Source organism: Streptosporangium sp. NPDC002544, assembly GCF_040295965.1.
Lineage (GTDB): Bacteria > Actinomycetota > Actinomycetes > Streptosporangiales > Streptosporangiaceae > Streptosporangium.
In genome coordinates this window covers 45,450-59,760 of record NZ_JBEOWJ010000020.1, presented here as the reverse complement: position 1 = coordinate 59,760, position 14,311 = coordinate 45,450, and the positions used below count along the sequence as shown (strand labels likewise).

Here is a 14,311-nt window from a genome sequence, read left to right as displayed (position 1 = left end):
TCGCGATACGCGGCTTGGCAGGTCTGGCCGTCCCGGAGCTCGTGGGTGCGCTTCTACCGTGCTGTCGTATGGACACCCCAGATCTCCTCATCCGCAACGCCTCCCTCCGTGGCCGTCCCGGCAGGTGGTCGCTGGCGGCGACAGGCGGGCTGCTCAGCCTCGTCGCCGAGGACGACCCCGATCTCGGCCCGGCGGCCGAGGTGACCATCGATGCCGACGGCGCCCTGGTCACCGAGCCCTTCGTGGACGCCCACCTGCACCTGTGCAAGGCGCACACCCTCGACGCGGCCGGTCCCGTCGCGCTGTCGGAGTACACCGACGGCACCATGGGGGCCGCGATGGGAGCCATCGAGACGGCCGCCGCCGTCAAGGCCGGTCAGACGCGGGAGGCCGTCCTGGAGCGGGCCCGGCCGGTGCTGGTGGAGTCCGTGCGGCACGGTGTCCGGGCCGTGCAGGCATTCGCCGACATCGATCCGGCGGCGGGGCTGACCGGGGTGGAGGCGCTGCTGGCGCTGCGCGAGGAGTTCCGCGGCGTGGTCGACGTGCGGGTGGTGGCGTTCCCGCAGGACGGCCTGCTCCGCGAGCCAGGCACCGAGGAACTGGTCACCGAGGCCGTACGGCTCGGCGCCGACGTGGTGGGCGGCATCCCGTGGATCGAGTGGACCGACGCCGACGCCGCCGAGCACGTACGACGCATGGTCGATCTCGCACGGCGGCACGGGCTGCGCGTCGCCATGCTGGTCGACGACGCCGGAGACCCGGGGCTGCGGACGACCGAGATGCTCGCGCGGGAGCTGCTGGAGCGGAACATGATCGGGCGTGGCAGCGCCCAGCACGCGCGGGCGATGGCGCTCTACCCCGAGCCGTACCTGCGGCGCCTGGCCGGACTGTGCCGTGCGGCGGGGCTCGGTTTCGTCAGCGACCCGCACACCGGACCGCTCCATCTACCGGTCTTCGAACTGGCCGGCGCCGGGGTTCCGGTCGCGCTGGGGCAGGACGACATCGAGGACGCCTACTACCCGTTCGGGCGGCACAACCTGCTGGAGGTGGCGTTCCTGGCCGCGCACCTGCTCGACGCCCGCACCGACGCCGCCCTGGAACGGCTGTACGACATGGTGACCGTCGATGCCGCGCGGGTCGTCGGCCTGCCCGCCCACCGTCTGGAACCCGGGGCTCCCGCCGACCTCGTCGTCCTTGAGGGGCGGACCCTTCGTGAGGCCCTGACCCGGCACTCGCCGCCCCGCCACGTCGTCGTCGCGGGCCGGGTCGTGGCCTCGTCCACCCGGCACACCGCTTTCGGAGCCGGTGTCCCGCACTGAGGGGGACAGCAGCGTCACAGGTGACTATTGACGCATTCTCGCAGGCAGGTATCTTTTTCTATAGGAAAGTTTCCTAAAGGAAACCTTGCGGGACACTTCCGCCGCACCGAGAAGCACGGAGGAAGCACACGTGAAACCAAGGAAGTGGGCCACGGCCCTTTCCAGCACCGCACTGCTCACCACCGCCATTCTGATGAGCACGGCCTCCACCGCCCACGCGATCCCGGACAACTGCACCACCCAGGTAGCGGGATCGACGGTTTCCAGCTACTGCGCGAGCGGCACCGGAGAGCATCAGGTCGCCGTGACCGTCCTCCACGTCAACCCGGCCGTCGGATACGTCTACAACGTGGGGCCGTGGCAGCCCGCGGGGGTCACCTCCACCGCCACCCTCCCCCCGGGCACGATCGTGTCCCTGCGGGTGAACAAGCGCTGAGAACCGCTCGGGCGGGGACCCTCCGGCCGGAGGGTCCCCGCCTGCCGGCGATACCCGTGCTACGGCGGGCCTGGACGACGCCCTCCTCGGTGAGCGTCCGGCCGCCGGCCGCTGGACCTCGACCGCTCAGCCGAGGGGGTTGTCCTTCTCCAGCAGCCTCTCCATGGCGGGCCCGTACATGCGGGCCTTGATGGTGCCGAGGGTGGGGCCGCTCTTGGCCGTCTGGGCGCGAGCGATCTCCATGGCGGTCTGCCGCACGGCGTCCTCGGCCACCGCGCGGTCGACGATGGCGGCGGCCAGGGCGTCATGGCCGCCGTAGCGACGTGCGGTGGTCATCGCCTCGTGCGCGGTCTGTGGGGTCAGCCGAGCCTGGATCAGCGCGGACATACCCGGGGTGAACGGGATGTTGATGTCGGCTTCCGGCAGGCACCAGTAGCCCCGGTCGGCGCGCATCACGCGGAAGTCGTGGGCCAGGGAGAACATGGCGCCGGCCGCGAAGGTGTGCCCCTGCAGGGCGGCCACGGTGACCACCGGCAGGGCCAGCATCCGCGCCAGGAGCTCGTGGACGCCGACCACATAGTCCTGGTGCCGGTCGGCATGGGCGAACAGCCAGTCCAGGTCCAGGCCGTTGGAGAAGAACTTGCCGGTCGCGACGGTCACCAGGGCACGGGGCCCCTCCGCCTTCTCCACCTCGTCCAGCGCGGCGTTGACGGAGGCGATCCAGTCGGGGTGGAAACGGTTCTCGGTATCCCCGATGTCGAGGATGAAGACGTCGTCCTGACGGTCGAGCGTGGGCATGACTGATTCCTTTCGCGGCTGTCGCTCATGCGCACCTGACCCGGCCCGGCGGGGGCCGGCAGCCGCACCCGCGACGAGCGAGCCGTCGAACATGAACACCTTCCTGACCTCGAAGACCGGCAGGAGCTTGCGTCAGCAACGACGCTACTAGCGAGTAACTACGGCGAATCGCATAGTACATGGAAGCGACTCACTTGTCCGCAGGATCAGCCCCGAGCGGGGAATCATAACCCGGCGTGACGGGAAACCCCCTTCCGGTTCCCGTCCACCACCGGCGGGCCATCGGACCGCCCCGAGGTTTTGAAGTCCTGTGACCGACCGCCTCGGGTCCCTCTGCTTACCGTGGGAACAGGTTCCCTGCCGTGCCGACCGCCGGACACCATGCCCGACCACGCTTTCTCCCAGAGCCAGAGCTGGAGATCTCCACCCGCGAGGAGATTCGATGATCAAGGTCAGGAACGCTCTCGCAGCCGGGACGATGACGGCCTCCGTCCTCCTCGCCCCCATGACGACGCCGGCTCCGTCCGCCATCGCGGACACCGTGACCTCGAACGCCTCGACCATTCTCACCTCCGCCCAGAAGCCCTGCCACAAGCACAGGCACCCCGAGAGGTGCCGCGCCCGGCGCGGTCACGGCGGCGACCACGGCAACATCGGCCGTGACGGCGTCGGCATCGGCGGCGGCCGCGGCAAGGTCGGTATCGGTGGCGGCATCAGCGACAACAGGGCTCCCGGCAACAGAGGCGGGGCGGGGATCGACAACTGACGGGAGCATGGGCGGCTCGCGAGGCACTGCCGCGTTCCTCGGCGCGGGCCACGAACATGCGGCGTCCCGGGCCGGTGTGGACCGATACTTCCGTTGAGGAACGTCACGGCACCCACGGCATAAAGCCATGGGCCGGCCAGCCGGTCCGCGAGATCACGGGGCTTGTTGGGGCGCAGGACACATTTCTTACCGACACCCCATCAAGCGGCCAGCTGATGCTCCTCCTCGGTGTCACTTCGGGTGAGCTGGTGGCTGGGCGCGGCGGCGGAGCGGACTGCCGCCTCAGTGGGCCAAAGAGCCCAGGCCGCTGCGGTGGCGACGGAACCGATCGCGGAAAGTACGGCGGCGGCCGCGACCATCCCGACGCTGAAGGCCAACCACCCGGCCAGTGGATAGGTGAGCAGCCAGGCCGCGTGGGAGAGGGAGAACTGCGCCGCGAAGGCGGCCGGCAGGTCGGCGGACGGCACGGCGCGCCGGATCAGGCGACCGGTCGGAGTAAGCGCCGCGGATGTCGCGGCGCCCAGCAGCGCCCATGCGATCAGCAGCCATGACCACGACAGGACGCCTGCCGCCAGGCCGACGGTGAACGCGCCCAGGACCACGAAGAGAGCGACAGCCGCGGGCAGCATCACCCTGCGGTCACTGAGCCTGTCCAGCACGCGGGGCAGCAGCAGGGCGACGGCCATCGATCCGGCCCCGAACGCGCCGAGTGCGATCGAGACGTCACCTGCGGTGCGGTCCAGGTGATCGCGGACCAGGACGACGGTATTGACGATGACCATGGCGCCGGCGGCCGCGACGCTCATGTTCAGGGCGAGCAGGGCGCGCAGCTGCGGCGTGGCCCCAAAGAGCCGGGCGCCGTAGGTGGCCTTGGCGAAGGCGCCGCCGCTGCGCCGGGCCGGTGTCGGCCTGGGCAGGACGACGGATACGACCAGCGCGGCCGAGGCCAAGAACCCCAGGACGGTTCCGAAGAACAGCCAGTTGTAGCTGATCAGGGTCAGCAGCCCGGCCGCGAGCACGGGGCTGAACAGGCTCTCCATGTCGTAGGCGAGCCGAGACAGCGACAGCGCCCGGGTGTAGTCACGCTCGGCCGGCAGCACCTCGGGGATGGTCGCCTGGAAGGTCGGGGTGAAGGCCGCCGAGGCGGCCTGAAGGAGGAAGATCAGGACGTAGATCTGCCACACCTCGGTGACGAACGGCAGGGCCAGCGCGACGCCGCCGCGGATGAGGTCGGCGGCCACCAGCAGGGTCCGGCGCGGGATGCGGTCGGCGAGAGCGCTGATCACTGGGGCTATGCCGACAAAGGCGACCATCTTGATGGCCAGAGCGGTACCGAGCACCGCGGAGGCGCTCGCCCCGGCCAGGTCGTAGGCGAGCAGGCTCAGCGCCACGGTCGCCAGCCCGGTGCCCACCAGGGCGATGGCCTGCGCGGCGAACAGGTGCCGGTAGGTGCGATTACGTAGTACGAAGAACATGACCCCGCCCTCTCAGGCCACAGCGGCCTTCAACGTGCTTATGTGCGCAGTTATGCACGCGTTGAACAGTAGGGAGGGCGGAGGAATTCCCCGTTCGGGCCTCAGGAGTGCCAGGGTTCGCCGGTCACCTTATGGTCGGCATGGTTCAGCGCCTCCACCACAAGGCTGCGCAGGTGCCCGTCGCGCAGCGAGTACACCACGCGGCGGCCCTCCTTCCTGAACTGCACCAGGTTCGCCAGACGGAGTTTGGCCAGATGCTGGCTGACAGCGGGCCGGGCCGCGCCACTGGCCGTAGCCAGGTCGGTCACGTCCGCCTCCCCCGCGGCCAACAGCCACAACAGATGCAGTCGCGTGGGATCGGACAGCAGGGCGAACACCGCACTCGCCTTCTCCAACTGTTCCCGATCAGGAGTCCGCTGGTGCCGATGAACGGCAGAGGAGGACGAAGGGCGCTCGCGCTCTGACATGCAGCCATCGTAGGGCGGTGGACATCCCCCTCTCTTCCATGATCCGACCACGTCGCAGGCAGTGCGAGGTGCACGCCGCTGCTAGTGGCCCGTCATGCGACCTTGGTCGGGTAACCGGTCCAGCCTCTGATCGGCGAGCTGGCGGCGAAGTTCGTCGTGGGCTGGGCTCGGGCGTTGCGCCAGGTTCGCCTCGGTCGCTCGTCACCTTCTGCGAGTCACGCTGCGAATAGCTCGACCGCAGAGCCACACGCTGCAGCCCCGCAAGTACGTGTCGCCGGGCTAGGAGCGGCGCGGGTCATAGTTCTGGAACTCGACCAGGCGGATGTCGCTCTGCGGCAGCAGGGGCACCCCGCTGCTGGAGTCCAGCACCACCCGGCGGCCCAAGGGCTCGCGCAGCGTGACGCCGATCCGGTCCGTCTTCCCCATCGCGTTGCAGACCTCCACGTTGTCGTCGCGCCGGACGTCGACGTCCACGACCACTGCCTCGGGCGTCTCATGGGCGCGCGAGCCGTACGTCGTGTCGCAAGTGCCGTGCACGTAACTCAACTGGAGCTCAGTCGGCGTGCGCACCTCGTAGGTGTGCACCTCCTGGATCCCGTCGTCCAGTGGTCGGGGCGGTCCGCCCATCGCGGCGGGGTCCACCGCCACCCGCCGGAACGGTTCCGGCACGCCCTTCACGGTGAAGTCCCACGTCGGTACCTGCACGTCCCCCCGACTGCTGGGCATCGTGGCCTTGCCCCGCGCCACCGCGATCACGCGCAGTGGCCGGCAGCCCTTGGCCGGGCACTTCTCGTCGACGAAGGACTTGGGCTTGCTGAGCCCGGCGTAGGCGGCTGTGGCCGTCAGCACCGCCACGCTTAGCGTGCTCTCATCGGCCCAGCGTAGCTTGGCCGGGGCGGGCACCTCGACCGGAAGCTCGGTCTCCAGCTTCCAGGCGCTGTTGATCATGCTCTGTCCGACCCAGCGGGGCATGTGTTCCCAATCGGGCTCCAAGGTCAGGTTCCGCAGCGGGACGAACCCCACGATCCAGGGCTCTCTCTCCGCCGAACTCTGCCAGCGTTCGGCGACCTCATGGGCGCGGTCCGTGAACTCGTCGGCAGTGACCGGTGCTCGGGTGGAACCGCAGGCCGTCGCGAGCACGATGAGCAGTGCGGCTGGAAGCATCCTCATGATCGGTAGACGTGCCGGCAGGCGGCGCGGTTCGCTCAGCCGCGCGTCAGGAGGCACATCAGAGCCTCCATGAAAGCTGGATCGGTTCACAACGGACCGGAAACGTACGGTAGGGGCTGCGCGGGGGCCAGGCTGTGGCGCAATCGAGTACTTTCCACATCGAAACGTACGGTTACCGCGATGCGCTCAACCATCCTCACACTGCCACTGAACTGCGCTGTTGCCCCTTAACGTACGTTTCCGGTCCGTTGTTCTCCGACCCCTGACTCCGTGTTCGGCCCCGTCGACCGCATCGGCCAGCCGACCATACGCACCTCGACATCGCCGACTCCCGCGCCAAGCTGGAGAGGTACGCCGGGCTCGGCATGGTCGGCACCCCGCATCCGGCCTTGATCGGTGCCGCCAGGACGACTAGCCTGATCGCCGTGCTGCCGGAAGGCGGGGCCGAGGCGATCGCGTCACGCGGGAAGAGCCCCGACCACGCCGCCATGGAGTTTGGGACCGACTGACGATGAGCGCGGAAGAGGATTTCAAGCAGGTCGGCGCCGAGCTGGCCGACCTGGGTGTAGGGATCTCCAGGATGATGGGGAGTCCCGCGCTCAAAGATCAGGCGGGGAAGGTGTTCGCGAGCCTGCAGCGCGACGGCGCGATGGTGTTCCGGCTGGTCAGGGACACCCCCGAACACACAGCCGCGCTCCAGCTGGCCGGGGCGTCCCTGTTTGACCCCTCGGGGCAGGGCAGGACGATAAAGGACTGGGTGGTCGTGCCCCACTCCTCGGCCGAGAAATGGACGGATCTGGCCGAGGCCGCCCTCAGCCGCCCACGCTGATCAGTAGGCCACGTCGACGGTGTGGCGGTGGGTGCCTGGGTCGGGCAGGACGCGGAGCACGGCGTCTGCGAGGTCGGCGCGGGCGATGGCGGAGCCGCCGTGCACCCCGAGGTGTCGGTTGACGAACGGCGACAGCCGGGCCATGTCCTCCTCCCGGACCGGGTAGCCCTGGGCGCGCAGTTGGCGGACCTCGGCGTCCAGGTAGACCGTGGTCCACAGAACGACGCAGTTCAGGACGAGTCCGAGAACGCCGAACTGGTTTTCCAGGCCGCGTTCGTAACGGTGGTACAGCTCGCCTTCCATCCGCGTACCCGGCGGATCTCCCACTGATGGTCGAACCGGGTCTCGGTCCGCTCGGTGTACTTCTTCACCTGCGACGGACCGGTGATGCCGAGCTGTTCGGCCACGAAATCCAGCACCTCGACCGGCACATCGAGTCGATCAAGCCCCATCACAGGCCGGCCCCCGACATGTCGCAGAACTACCGCCCGGCCTCGTGCGCGTCGACCAGCCGCTTGGGGGCCGTCAGGCACCACGCCTCGGTGACCAGCTCGAACAGCTCATCTGGATCGATCTTCGCGAGATGCACCACGATCCAGCCGAACCGGCCCGCGGTGAACTGGACCTCGAACACCTCCGGCCGCTCCGCCACCAGCGCGATCTGCTCATCGATCGTCGCCTTGAGACCCACGGTCTCCGTGTCTCCCCAGATGTAGCCGAAACCCTTGCCTCGGACCTTCAACGAGGTCCAGCTGCCGGAGTCGCTCTGCTGAACCTCGGGAAGCCTGTCGAGCATCTCCAGGAATTCACCAACACTCACACCCATGGGCCACGTCTATCAGAGCGCTCCGACAATCCCGCGAAACCGCCCCGCTGTCGAAGGCCACCGCGGGCACGGCCTGGGCCGGGACACACGCGGCGGATGGACGGCCCCCTCAGCCTCTCGCGCACCCGCCACCCACTCGGATCAGGTATCGCACATTCCACGCAGCACGATGGCGAGGCCACCGTAGAACTCCTCGTCGGCGCCGACGAGACGCGCGTGACCCGCCGTCTCGGCCATATACGGGAAGTCGGCAGGGGCGAGCCCGGCGATGACGGTCGTGCCCGCGCCCGACAGCGGGCCCAGATGCTCCAGCTGGACCGCGCCGATCACGTAGCTCAGCAGGCCGCGCAGCGCGATGACCCGGTCCGCACCCGCCAGGCCGGCCTCGGTGAGGATGCCGAGCACCGCCTCCGACCAGCGCAGCACCCCCGCGGAACGGTGCCGATGAGTCATCGTCAGCGGCACGACGTGCGGGTGCGCGCCCACCTGGTCGCGCAACCTGCCGACCAGTGTGGTGACCCGTTCGCGCCATGACGTCCCCGGCGGCGGTGAGACGTCGACGCCGCCGAGCACCAGCTCGACCACGAGCCCCTCCACTTCCTGGCGGTCGCCGACATAGCGGTAGAGCGCCATCGCGCTCATGCCGAGCTCCGCGGCGACCGCGCGCATCGACAGGGCCGCGAGGCCGTCGCGGTCGATGACGGCGAGGGCGGCGGCGGCGATCTGGTCCTGGGTGAGCGAACGCGGGCGTGGCATGGCGGTTGAAAGTGTACGGCATACGCCTACAATCGTAGGTATATACCGTACGCCTACGAGGGAGTTCCGATGCGTCTCCAGCCTGGCTCCACCGTCTCCGCCCGCGAACTGTCCTCCGTCACCGGCCCCGCGGCCCCCGTCCCGGACCGGGACCGTCTCGTTCACCTGCAGTTCCGGCGCTTCGCCGGCTGCCCGGTCTGCAACCTGCACCTGCGCTCCTTCGTCACCCGGCACGCCGAGATCGAGGCCGCCGGAATCCGCGAGGTGGTGGTGTTCCACTCCCCCGCCGAGGAACTGGCCGAGCACGCCACGGGCCTGCCGTTCGCCGTCGTCGCCGACCCGGACAAGAAGCTGTACGCGGAGTTCGGCGTGGAACAGGCGCCCCGCGCGCTGCTCGACCCCCGGGTCTGGGCGACGATCGTCCTGGCCGTCGTACGCGGCATCTGGACGGTCGCCCGCGGGCAGGAGCGCCTACCGTCCATCCGGCCGCGCGGCGGGCGGCTCGGACTTCCCGCCGACTTCCTGATCGCCCCCGACGGCCGGGTGGTCGCGGGTAAGTACGGCGAGCACGCCTACGACCAGTGGCCACTCGACGAGGTACTGACCCTGGCGGCCCGCGCACGCCGGGCGGAGACCCGCTGAATCAGTCACCCTCGCCGGGGAGGGGCTCGCCGGTCTCCAGCAGCGTCTTGAGGCCGGACAGGATGTGCGGCCAGCCCTCGCCGACGCCCTCCAGCAGGGTGCTGCCGGGGTCGAAGCCGTCGTGGACGACGGTCAGCTTGACCATCCGGCCGAGCGGTTCGATGTCGAAGGTCACCTTCGACCTGCGCTCCTTGGCCCACTGGGCGGCGACCTCCGCACCCAGCTCCCAGACCTCGGCGAACTCCGGGGTGAAGGTGTGCCAGGAGTAGGCCAGCCGGCGGTAGGGGTCGGATTCGAGAACGACCTGCTCGGGGTCGGCGATCTTCACCCCGCGCTCCTCCCAGGTCATCGTCGATCCCACCTTCCAGTCCGACTCGAAGCCGACCCCCCAGTAGCGACGGGTGAAGGCGGGGTCGGTCAGCGCCTGCCAGAGCCGTTCCGGCGTGGTGCTGATGTAGGTCGTGTAGACGAACTCGGGGTTGCCCATCGGTTCCTGCTCCAATGCTCTCTTCAGGTCGGCGAGCGCGCGCACCCGGCCACGGTCGTACCGGTCGATCCAGCGCTCGGCGATGGCGTTGATCGGCGCGGCGTTGAGGTAGTGCAACTTCTCCCGGCCACTCCGCACCGTGGTCACCAGGTCGGCCGCCTCCAGCACCGCCAGGTGCTTGCTGACCGACTGCCGGGCCATGTCCAGCCCGGCACACAGCTCACGCAGGCTCTGCCCGTTGCGGGCGTTCAAACTGTCGAGCAGCCGGCGGCGGCTGGCATCGGCCAGCGCCTTGAAAACCTCGTCCATCTCATGCCACCCCAAACATGCAGCCATCTGGCTGCCAAAAAAAATATAGGCAGCCAATTGGCTGCATGTCAACGATTCCCCCCGAAGACCCGTCCGTCAGCCTTCCGCCACCGGCGCGGCCGGAAGGCGCGCCGGACGGCTCCCCTGGGGAAGCCGCCCGGGCCTCATCGTTCAGGCCGAGCCGCTCGACCTGCGCGAGGGCGCGGCCGGTCGGTGCCGAACATGACCTCTCCCCGGCCGTAGGTGTTCATGAAGTGCACCAGCGGGGCCGCCTGATCCAGGATCCGGGGGTGGCCCCGCCCGTGTGCGGGCGGGGCCACCCCCGGGCTCTACCGGGACGGCGTCCCGTATGACACCGTGCTCGGCACCGGGGCGTACCCGCTGGGCCGGGTGGTGAAGGTTCCCCTGCCCTGGGTGCGGCTGCGCAGCCGGGTCGCGTAGCCGAACAGCTCGGCCAGCGGCACGGTCGCGGTGATCACCACTGTGCCTGCCCGCGCGGTCGAGCCGGAGACCCGGCCGCGCCGTGCCGACAGATCGCCCAGCACCCCGCCGACGGCGTCGTCCGGCACGGTGACCGTGACCTCGGCCAGCGGTTCCAGCAACGCCATCACGCCGGTCCGCAGCGCCTCCCGCAGCGCGAGCCGGCCTGCCGTCCGGAACGCCATCTCCGAGGAGTCCTTGGCGTGGGTGGCTCCGTCGGTCAGCGTGACCCGCAGGCCGGTCACCGGATGCCCGCCGAGTGGCCCCTCGACCAGGGCGTCCCGGCAACCGGCCTCCACCGCCCGGACGTACTCCCGCGGTACCCGTCCACCGACGACGGTCGAGTGGAACACGAAGTCCGCCGCGCCGCCGGTGGCGTCCAGCGGCTCCACGTCAAGGACGACGTGGGCGAACTGACCGGCGCCTCCCTCCTGCTTGACGTGCCGGTACAGCAGCCCGGACACCCCGCGGACGACCGTCTCCCGGTAGGCCACCTGTGGCCGGCCGGCGCTGACATCGAGCCCGTGGGCACGGCGGATCTTCTCCACCGCGACCTCCAGATGCAGTTCCCCCATCCCCGACAGCACCGTCTGGCCGGTCTCGGGGTCGGTTCTGACCACCAGCGAGGGATCCTCCTCGGCCAGCCGGGCCAGCGCCGACGCGAAGCGGTCGGTATCGGTGCTCCTCCGGGCCTCGACCGCCATGGAGACCACCGGATCGGCCACACTCGGCGGTTCGAGGAGCAACGGCTCCGCGGGGGCGCACAGGGTGGCACCGGTGCGGACCGCCTTCAACCCGACCACCGCGACGATGTCCCCGGCCACCGCCAGGTCCACCTCCGTGTGCCGGTCGGCCTGTACCCGCAGGATGCGGCCGACCCGCTCGGTGCGCCGCGCGCCGGCGTCCAGCACCGCGTCTCCCCTGCTGATCGTCCCCGAGTACACCCGCAGGTAGGTCAGCCGCCCGGTGGCGGTCGAACTCACCTTGAAAGCCAGCGCGGCGAACGGCGCCGCCGGGTCGGCGGCCCGCTCCCGCACCGCGCCGTCCCAGGTGCCGCGTACCGCGGGCACGTTCGTCGGCGAGGGCAGGTAGGCCGTGACGGCGTCCAGCAGCGGTTCGATCCCGCGGTTGCGGTAGGCCGATCCGCACAGCACCGGCACACCCTCCCCCGTACGGGCCAGGTCGCGCAGCGCGACGGCGAGGGTCTGCGCGGAGATCGCCGACTCCGCGCAGAACTCCTCCAGCGCGATCGGGTGCAGTTCGGCCACCGCCTCCTCCAGCAGCCGGCGGCGCCGGTACGCCTCCTCTCGCAGGGTGTCCGGCACCGTGCCCTCCCTGGGCGTGTCGCGGTCGCCGGTCCAGACCAGCGATCGCATGCGCAGCAGATCCACCACTCCGGTGAACCCGTCCTCGCGTCCGATCGGCAGCTGGACCACCAGCGGGACCACCCGCAACCGCTCGCGGATCGACTCGACCGCCGTGTCGAGGTCGGCACCGGCGCGATCCAGCTTGTTGACGAAGGCGATCCGGGGCACTCCGTACCGGTCGGCCTGCCGCCACACCGACTCGCTCTGCGGTTCGACTCCGGCGACACCGTCGAACACTGCGATCGCGCCGTCGAGCACCCGCAGCGAGCGCTCCACCTCGTCGGAGAAGTCGACGTGACCCGGTGTGTCGATCAGATTGATCCGATGGCCGTCCCAGGCGCAGCTCACCGCCGCGGCGAAGATGGTGATCCCGCGATCGCGTTCCTGGGAGTCGAAGTCGGTGACGGTCGTCCCGTCATGTACCTCGCCACGCTTGTAGGTGGCGCCGGTGATGTACAGGATCCGTTCGGTGATGGTGGTCTTGCCCGCATCGACATGGGCGAGGATGCCCAGATTACGGACGCCGGTCAGCTGGTCGGTGAGGCGATGGTTCAGGTTGGTACGCACGGCCTATGGCCCTTCGGGACGCTCCACAGAGGACAGCGCGCTTCCCGGACGAAAAGACCCCCGATGCGGCGTGACCGCATCGGCGTCGGACAGACAGGGGTCAGACGTTCGTCACGGACGTCCGGTGCCGGCCGCGCGGCCGGCACCGGGCACCAACGAAGACACCAGGATCACCTCATACCGTGACCGGGGAATGACAACAGCGGTGCTGTGACGCACGGCCGGCTCCCCTCACTCGTCAAGGCGCACACCGCGATGTCGCGGCAGCGTGTGATTCGTGGCGAGCATACTGAAACCGCCCCGGGCGGGAAACAGGTTTCCGCACCGGCGGCCACCCACCCGCCAGCCGCGTACCTGACCTCTCAGGTCAGTACATCTAGACGAGTCCCCTGGGCCGGGGCACCGCGCTCACGAGTGCCTTGGTGTACGGGTGTCGTGCGCGTTCGAGGATCGTGTCCGCGGGACCCGCCTCCACGACGCGGCCTGCCTGCATGACCACCACCTCGTCGCAGAACTGGCGCACCACGGCGAGGTTGTGGGAGATGAACAGGTAGGTGAGGTCGTGTTCCTGCTGCAGCCGCAGGAGCAACCGCAGCACCTGGTCCTGCACCGACACGTCCAGCGCGGAGACCGGCTCGTCCAGCACGACGATCTCGGGGCCGACCGCCAGGGCACGCGCGATGGCGACCCGCTGGCGCTGGCCACCGGACAGCTCCCGGGGTCTGCGGTCGATGACGTCCATCGGCAGCGCGACGTCGGCGATCAGCGCGGCGACGCGGGCACGTCGCTCGGCCGGCGTGCCGATGCCGAACGCGTCGAGCGAGGTCGCGATGTTGTCGCCGACCGTGCGGCGCGGGTCGAGCGAGGAGTAGGGGTCCTGCTGCACGAGCTGGATGCGCCGCCGCACCTGGCGCAGTTCCTCGCCCCGCAGCCGGGTGACGTCGCGCCCGGCCAGCTCCACCGAGCCGGAGTCCGGTCGCTCAAGCCGGAGCAGCATCCGCGCGGTCGTGCTCTTGCCGGAGCCGGACTCGCCGACGATCCCGAGCGTCGTCCCGCGGGCGACGCTCAGCGTGACGTCGTCGACCGCCCGGCGTGCGCCCGGCCGGCGTCCGAACCCGCGCGACGCGAACGTCTTCACGAGGTTCTCGGCGCGAACCACAGGTTCGCCACCGCCGCGTACGGCCCGCAGGCGCGCTCCCTCCAGTGTCGGTGCGACGCGGACGAGCTCGGCGGTGTAGTCGTGCCCGGGCGCGCCGAAGACCTGCGACGCCGGCCCGGTCTCGACGATCTCGCCGTGCTGGACGACGATGCCGACGTCGAGCTGGCCGGCGCGGTCGCCGATGTCGCCCTCGTCTCCCGGGCCGCGCTCGGGGACCGGGTCCGCGCGGCCGCCGGACGCACACCCGTCGTGCTCACCTCGCTGGCGCTGAACGACCTCGCCCCAGCCGAACCGCTTGCGTCCGGCATCGACGGGATCGACCTGGTGGTCGGCGGCCGGCCCGATCTCGACGCGCTCGCCGCGACCGTCGCGACGCTGTCGGCCGCCCTCCCCTCCGGCCGGCCCGGCGGTCCCGGCCTGCGCGGCACCTACGCCCTTCCCACCCTGAGAGACTGACC

The 14,311-nt window shown here is 70.1% G+C and carries 17 protein-coding genes and 1 pseudogene; 7 read left to right on the top strand and 11 right to left on the bottom strand.

All coding sequences use genetic code 11. The features are described 5' to 3' along the window. Positions 1–68: 68 nt before the first annotated feature. Together ABT061_RS28105 and ABT061_RS28100 are read left to right on the top strand one after the other, a co-directional pair. On the top strand, positions 69–1,319 hold the full coding sequence (locus tag ABT061_RS28105; RefSeq protein ID WP_350923469.1) for an amidohydrolase family protein: 1,251 nt from the start codon (positions 69–71) through the stop codon (positions 1,317–1,319). 130 nt (positions 1,320–1,449) lie between these two features. After that, positions 1,450–1,755 (top strand): hypothetical protein, encoded by a 306-nt coding sequence (locus ABT061_RS28100; protein WP_350923467.1) that lies wholly within the window; start codon positions 1,450–1,452, stop codon positions 1,753–1,755. Positions 1,756–1,881: 126 nt separating this feature from the next. Here the strand turns inward: ABT061_RS28100 and ABT061_RS28095 are convergent, their stop codons facing one another. Beyond that, a complete protein-coding gene (locus ABT061_RS28095) occupies positions 1,882–2,553 on the bottom strand; it encodes an enoyl-CoA hydratase-related protein (RefSeq protein ID WP_350923465.1) in 672 nt (223 codons plus the stop codon). A gap of 442 nt (positions 2,554–2,995) precedes the next feature. On the opposite strand from ABT061_RS28095, the gene ABT061_RS28090 reads away from it, so the two are divergent. Further along, complete coding sequence (locus tag ABT061_RS28090; protein WP_350923463.1) at positions 2,996–3,319, top strand: hypothetical protein; 324 nt, start codon at positions 2,996–2,998, stop codon at positions 3,317–3,319. 200 nt (positions 3,320–3,519) lie between these two features. On the opposite strand, the gene ABT061_RS28085 is transcribed toward ABT061_RS28090, so the two are convergent. The 3 genes from ABT061_RS28085 to ABT061_RS28075 all read right to left on the bottom strand — a co-directional run bounded on the left by ABT061_RS28085 (position 3,520) and on the right by ABT061_RS28075 (position 6,431). After that, positions 3,520–4,794, bottom strand: a complete 1,275-nt coding sequence (locus ABT061_RS28085) for an MFS transporter (RefSeq protein WP_350923461.1) — start codon at positions 4,792–4,794, stop codon at positions 3,520–3,522. 101 nt (positions 4,795–4,895) lie between these two features. Then, entirely contained in the window at positions 4,896–5,261 is a 366-nt protein-coding gene (locus ABT061_RS28080) for an ArsR/SmtB family transcription factor (protein ID WP_350923459.1), read from the bottom strand. Between the two features lie 279 nt (positions 5,262–5,540). Further along, the gene (locus ABT061_RS28075) at positions 5,541–6,431 is read right to left on the bottom strand and encodes a hypothetical protein (protein ID WP_350923457.1); all 891 of its coding nucleotides are present in this window, start codon (positions 6,429–6,431) and stop codon (positions 5,541–5,543) included. A 258-nt stretch (positions 6,432–6,689) separates the two neighbouring features. Here ABT061_RS28075 and ABT061_RS28070 point away from each other — a divergent pair. Then, a pseudogene (locus tag ABT061_RS28070) lies at positions 6,690–6,940 on the top strand (argininosuccinate synthase); the annotation flags it as partial. A gap of 2 nt (positions 6,941–6,942) precedes the next feature. Then, positions 6,943–7,260, top strand: coding sequence for a hypothetical protein (locus ABT061_RS28065; protein WP_350923455.1), 318 nt, complete (start codon positions 6,943–6,945; stop codon positions 7,258–7,260). On the opposite strand, the gene ABT061_RS28060 is transcribed toward ABT061_RS28065, so the two are convergent. The 4 genes from ABT061_RS28060 to ABT061_RS28045 all read right to left on the bottom strand — a co-directional run bounded on the left by ABT061_RS28060 (position 7,261) and on the right by ABT061_RS28045 (position 8,842). Next, entirely contained in the window at positions 7,261–7,563 is a 303-nt protein-coding gene (locus tag ABT061_RS28060; protein WP_350923453.1) for a Tn3 family transposase, read from the bottom strand. Continuing rightward, positions 7,491–7,691, bottom strand: a complete 201-nt coding sequence (locus tag ABT061_RS28055) for a DUF4158 domain-containing protein (RefSeq protein ID WP_350923451.1) — start codon at positions 7,689–7,691, stop codon at positions 7,491–7,493. The genes ABT061_RS28060 and ABT061_RS28055 overlap by 73 nt, the downstream gene beginning before the upstream one ends. A 50-nt stretch (positions 7,692–7,741) precedes the next feature. After that, positions 7,742–8,086, bottom strand: coding sequence for an MmcQ/YjbR family DNA-binding protein (locus ABT061_RS28050; protein ID WP_350923449.1), 345 nt, complete (start codon positions 8,084–8,086; stop codon positions 7,742–7,744). A 141-nt stretch (positions 8,087–8,227) separates the two neighbouring features. Next, positions 8,228–8,842: a TetR/AcrR family transcriptional regulator gene (locus tag ABT061_RS28045; protein ID WP_350923447.1), complete on the bottom strand. Its 615-nt coding sequence runs from the start codon at positions 8,840–8,842 to the stop codon at positions 8,228–8,230. A 69-nt stretch (positions 8,843–8,911) separates the two neighbouring features. On the opposite strand from ABT061_RS28045, the gene ABT061_RS28040 reads away from it, so the two are divergent. Further along, complete coding sequence (locus tag ABT061_RS28040) at positions 8,912–9,484, top strand: peroxiredoxin-like family protein (protein ID WP_350923446.1); 573 nt, start codon at positions 8,912–8,914, stop codon at positions 9,482–9,484. A 1-nt stretch (position 9,485) separates the two neighbouring features. Here the strand turns inward: ABT061_RS28040 and ABT061_RS28035 are convergent, their stop codons facing one another. The 3 genes from ABT061_RS28035 to ABT061_RS28025 all read right to left on the bottom strand — a co-directional run bounded on the left by ABT061_RS28035 (position 9,486) and on the right by ABT061_RS28025 (position 13,832). After that, positions 9,486–10,280: an ArsR/SmtB family transcription factor gene (locus ABT061_RS28035; protein ID WP_350923443.1), complete on the bottom strand. Its 795-nt coding sequence runs from the start codon at positions 10,278–10,280 to the stop codon at positions 9,486–9,488. A 329-nt stretch (positions 10,281–10,609) separates the two neighbouring features. Beyond that, positions 10,610–12,694: an elongation factor G gene (fusA, locus tag ABT061_RS28030; RefSeq protein WP_350923441.1), complete on the bottom strand. Its 2,085-nt coding sequence runs from the start codon at positions 12,692–12,694 to the stop codon at positions 10,610–10,612. 376 nt (positions 12,695–13,070) lie between these two features. Next, positions 13,071–13,832 carry an ATP-binding cassette domain-containing protein gene (locus ABT061_RS28025; RefSeq protein WP_350923439.1) on the bottom strand — a complete coding sequence of 254 codons (762 nt, stop codon included), beginning with the start codon at positions 13,830–13,832 and terminating at the stop codon, positions 13,071–13,073. A 102-nt stretch (positions 13,833–13,934) separates the two neighbouring features. Between ABT061_RS28025 and ABT061_RS28020 the strand changes: the two genes are divergently transcribed. Then, positions 13,935–14,309 (top strand): hypothetical protein, encoded by a 375-nt coding sequence (locus ABT061_RS28020; protein ID WP_350923436.1) that lies wholly within the window; start codon positions 13,935–13,937, stop codon positions 14,307–14,309. Positions 14,310–14,311 lie beyond the last annotated feature (2 nt).

Coding starts and splice junctions, on each gene's coding strand:
- ABT061_RS28065 (WP_350923455.1), top strand. CDS start 6,943: ATGAGCGCGGAAGAGGATTTCAAGCAGGTCGGCGCCGAGCTGGCCGAC.
- ABT061_RS28060 (WP_350923453.1), bottom strand. CDS start 7,563: ATGGAAGGCGAGCTGTACCACCGTTACGAACGCGGCCTGGAAAACCAG.
- ABT061_RS28035 (WP_350923443.1), bottom strand. CDS start 10,280: ATGGACGAGGTTTTCAAGGCGCTGGCCGATGCCAGCCGCCGCCGGCTG.
- ABT061_RS28075 (WP_350923457.1), bottom strand. CDS start 6,431: ATGAGGATGCTTCCAGCCGCACTGCTCATCGTGCTCGCGACGGCCTGC.
- ABT061_RS28085 (WP_350923461.1), bottom strand. CDS start 4,794: ATGTTCTTCGTACTACGTAATCGCACCTACCGGCACCTGTTCGCCGCG.
- ABT061_RS28080 (WP_350923459.1), bottom strand. CDS start 5,261: ATGTCAGAGCGCGAGCGCCCTTCGTCCTCCTCTGCCGTTCATCGGCAC.
- ABT061_RS28090 (WP_350923463.1), top strand. CDS start 2,996: ATGATCAAGGTCAGGAACGCTCTCGCAGCCGGGACGATGACGGCCTCC.
- ABT061_RS28050 (WP_350923449.1), bottom strand. CDS start 8,086: ATGGGTGTGAGTGTTGGTGAATTCCTGGAGATGCTCGACAGGCTTCCC.
- ABT061_RS28045 (WP_350923447.1), bottom strand. CDS start 8,842: ATGCCACGCCCGCGTTCGCTCACCCAGGACCAGATCGCCGCCGCCGCC.
- ABT061_RS28040 (WP_350923446.1), top strand. CDS start 8,912: ATGCGTCTCCAGCCTGGCTCCACCGTCTCCGCCCGCGAACTGTCCTCC.
- ABT061_RS28095 (WP_350923465.1), bottom strand. CDS start 2,553: ATGCCCACGCTCGACCGTCAGGACGACGTCTTCATCCTCGACATCGGG.
- ABT061_RS28105 (WP_350923469.1), top strand. CDS start 69: ATGGACACCCCAGATCTCCTCATCCGCAACGCCTCCCTCCGTGGCCGT.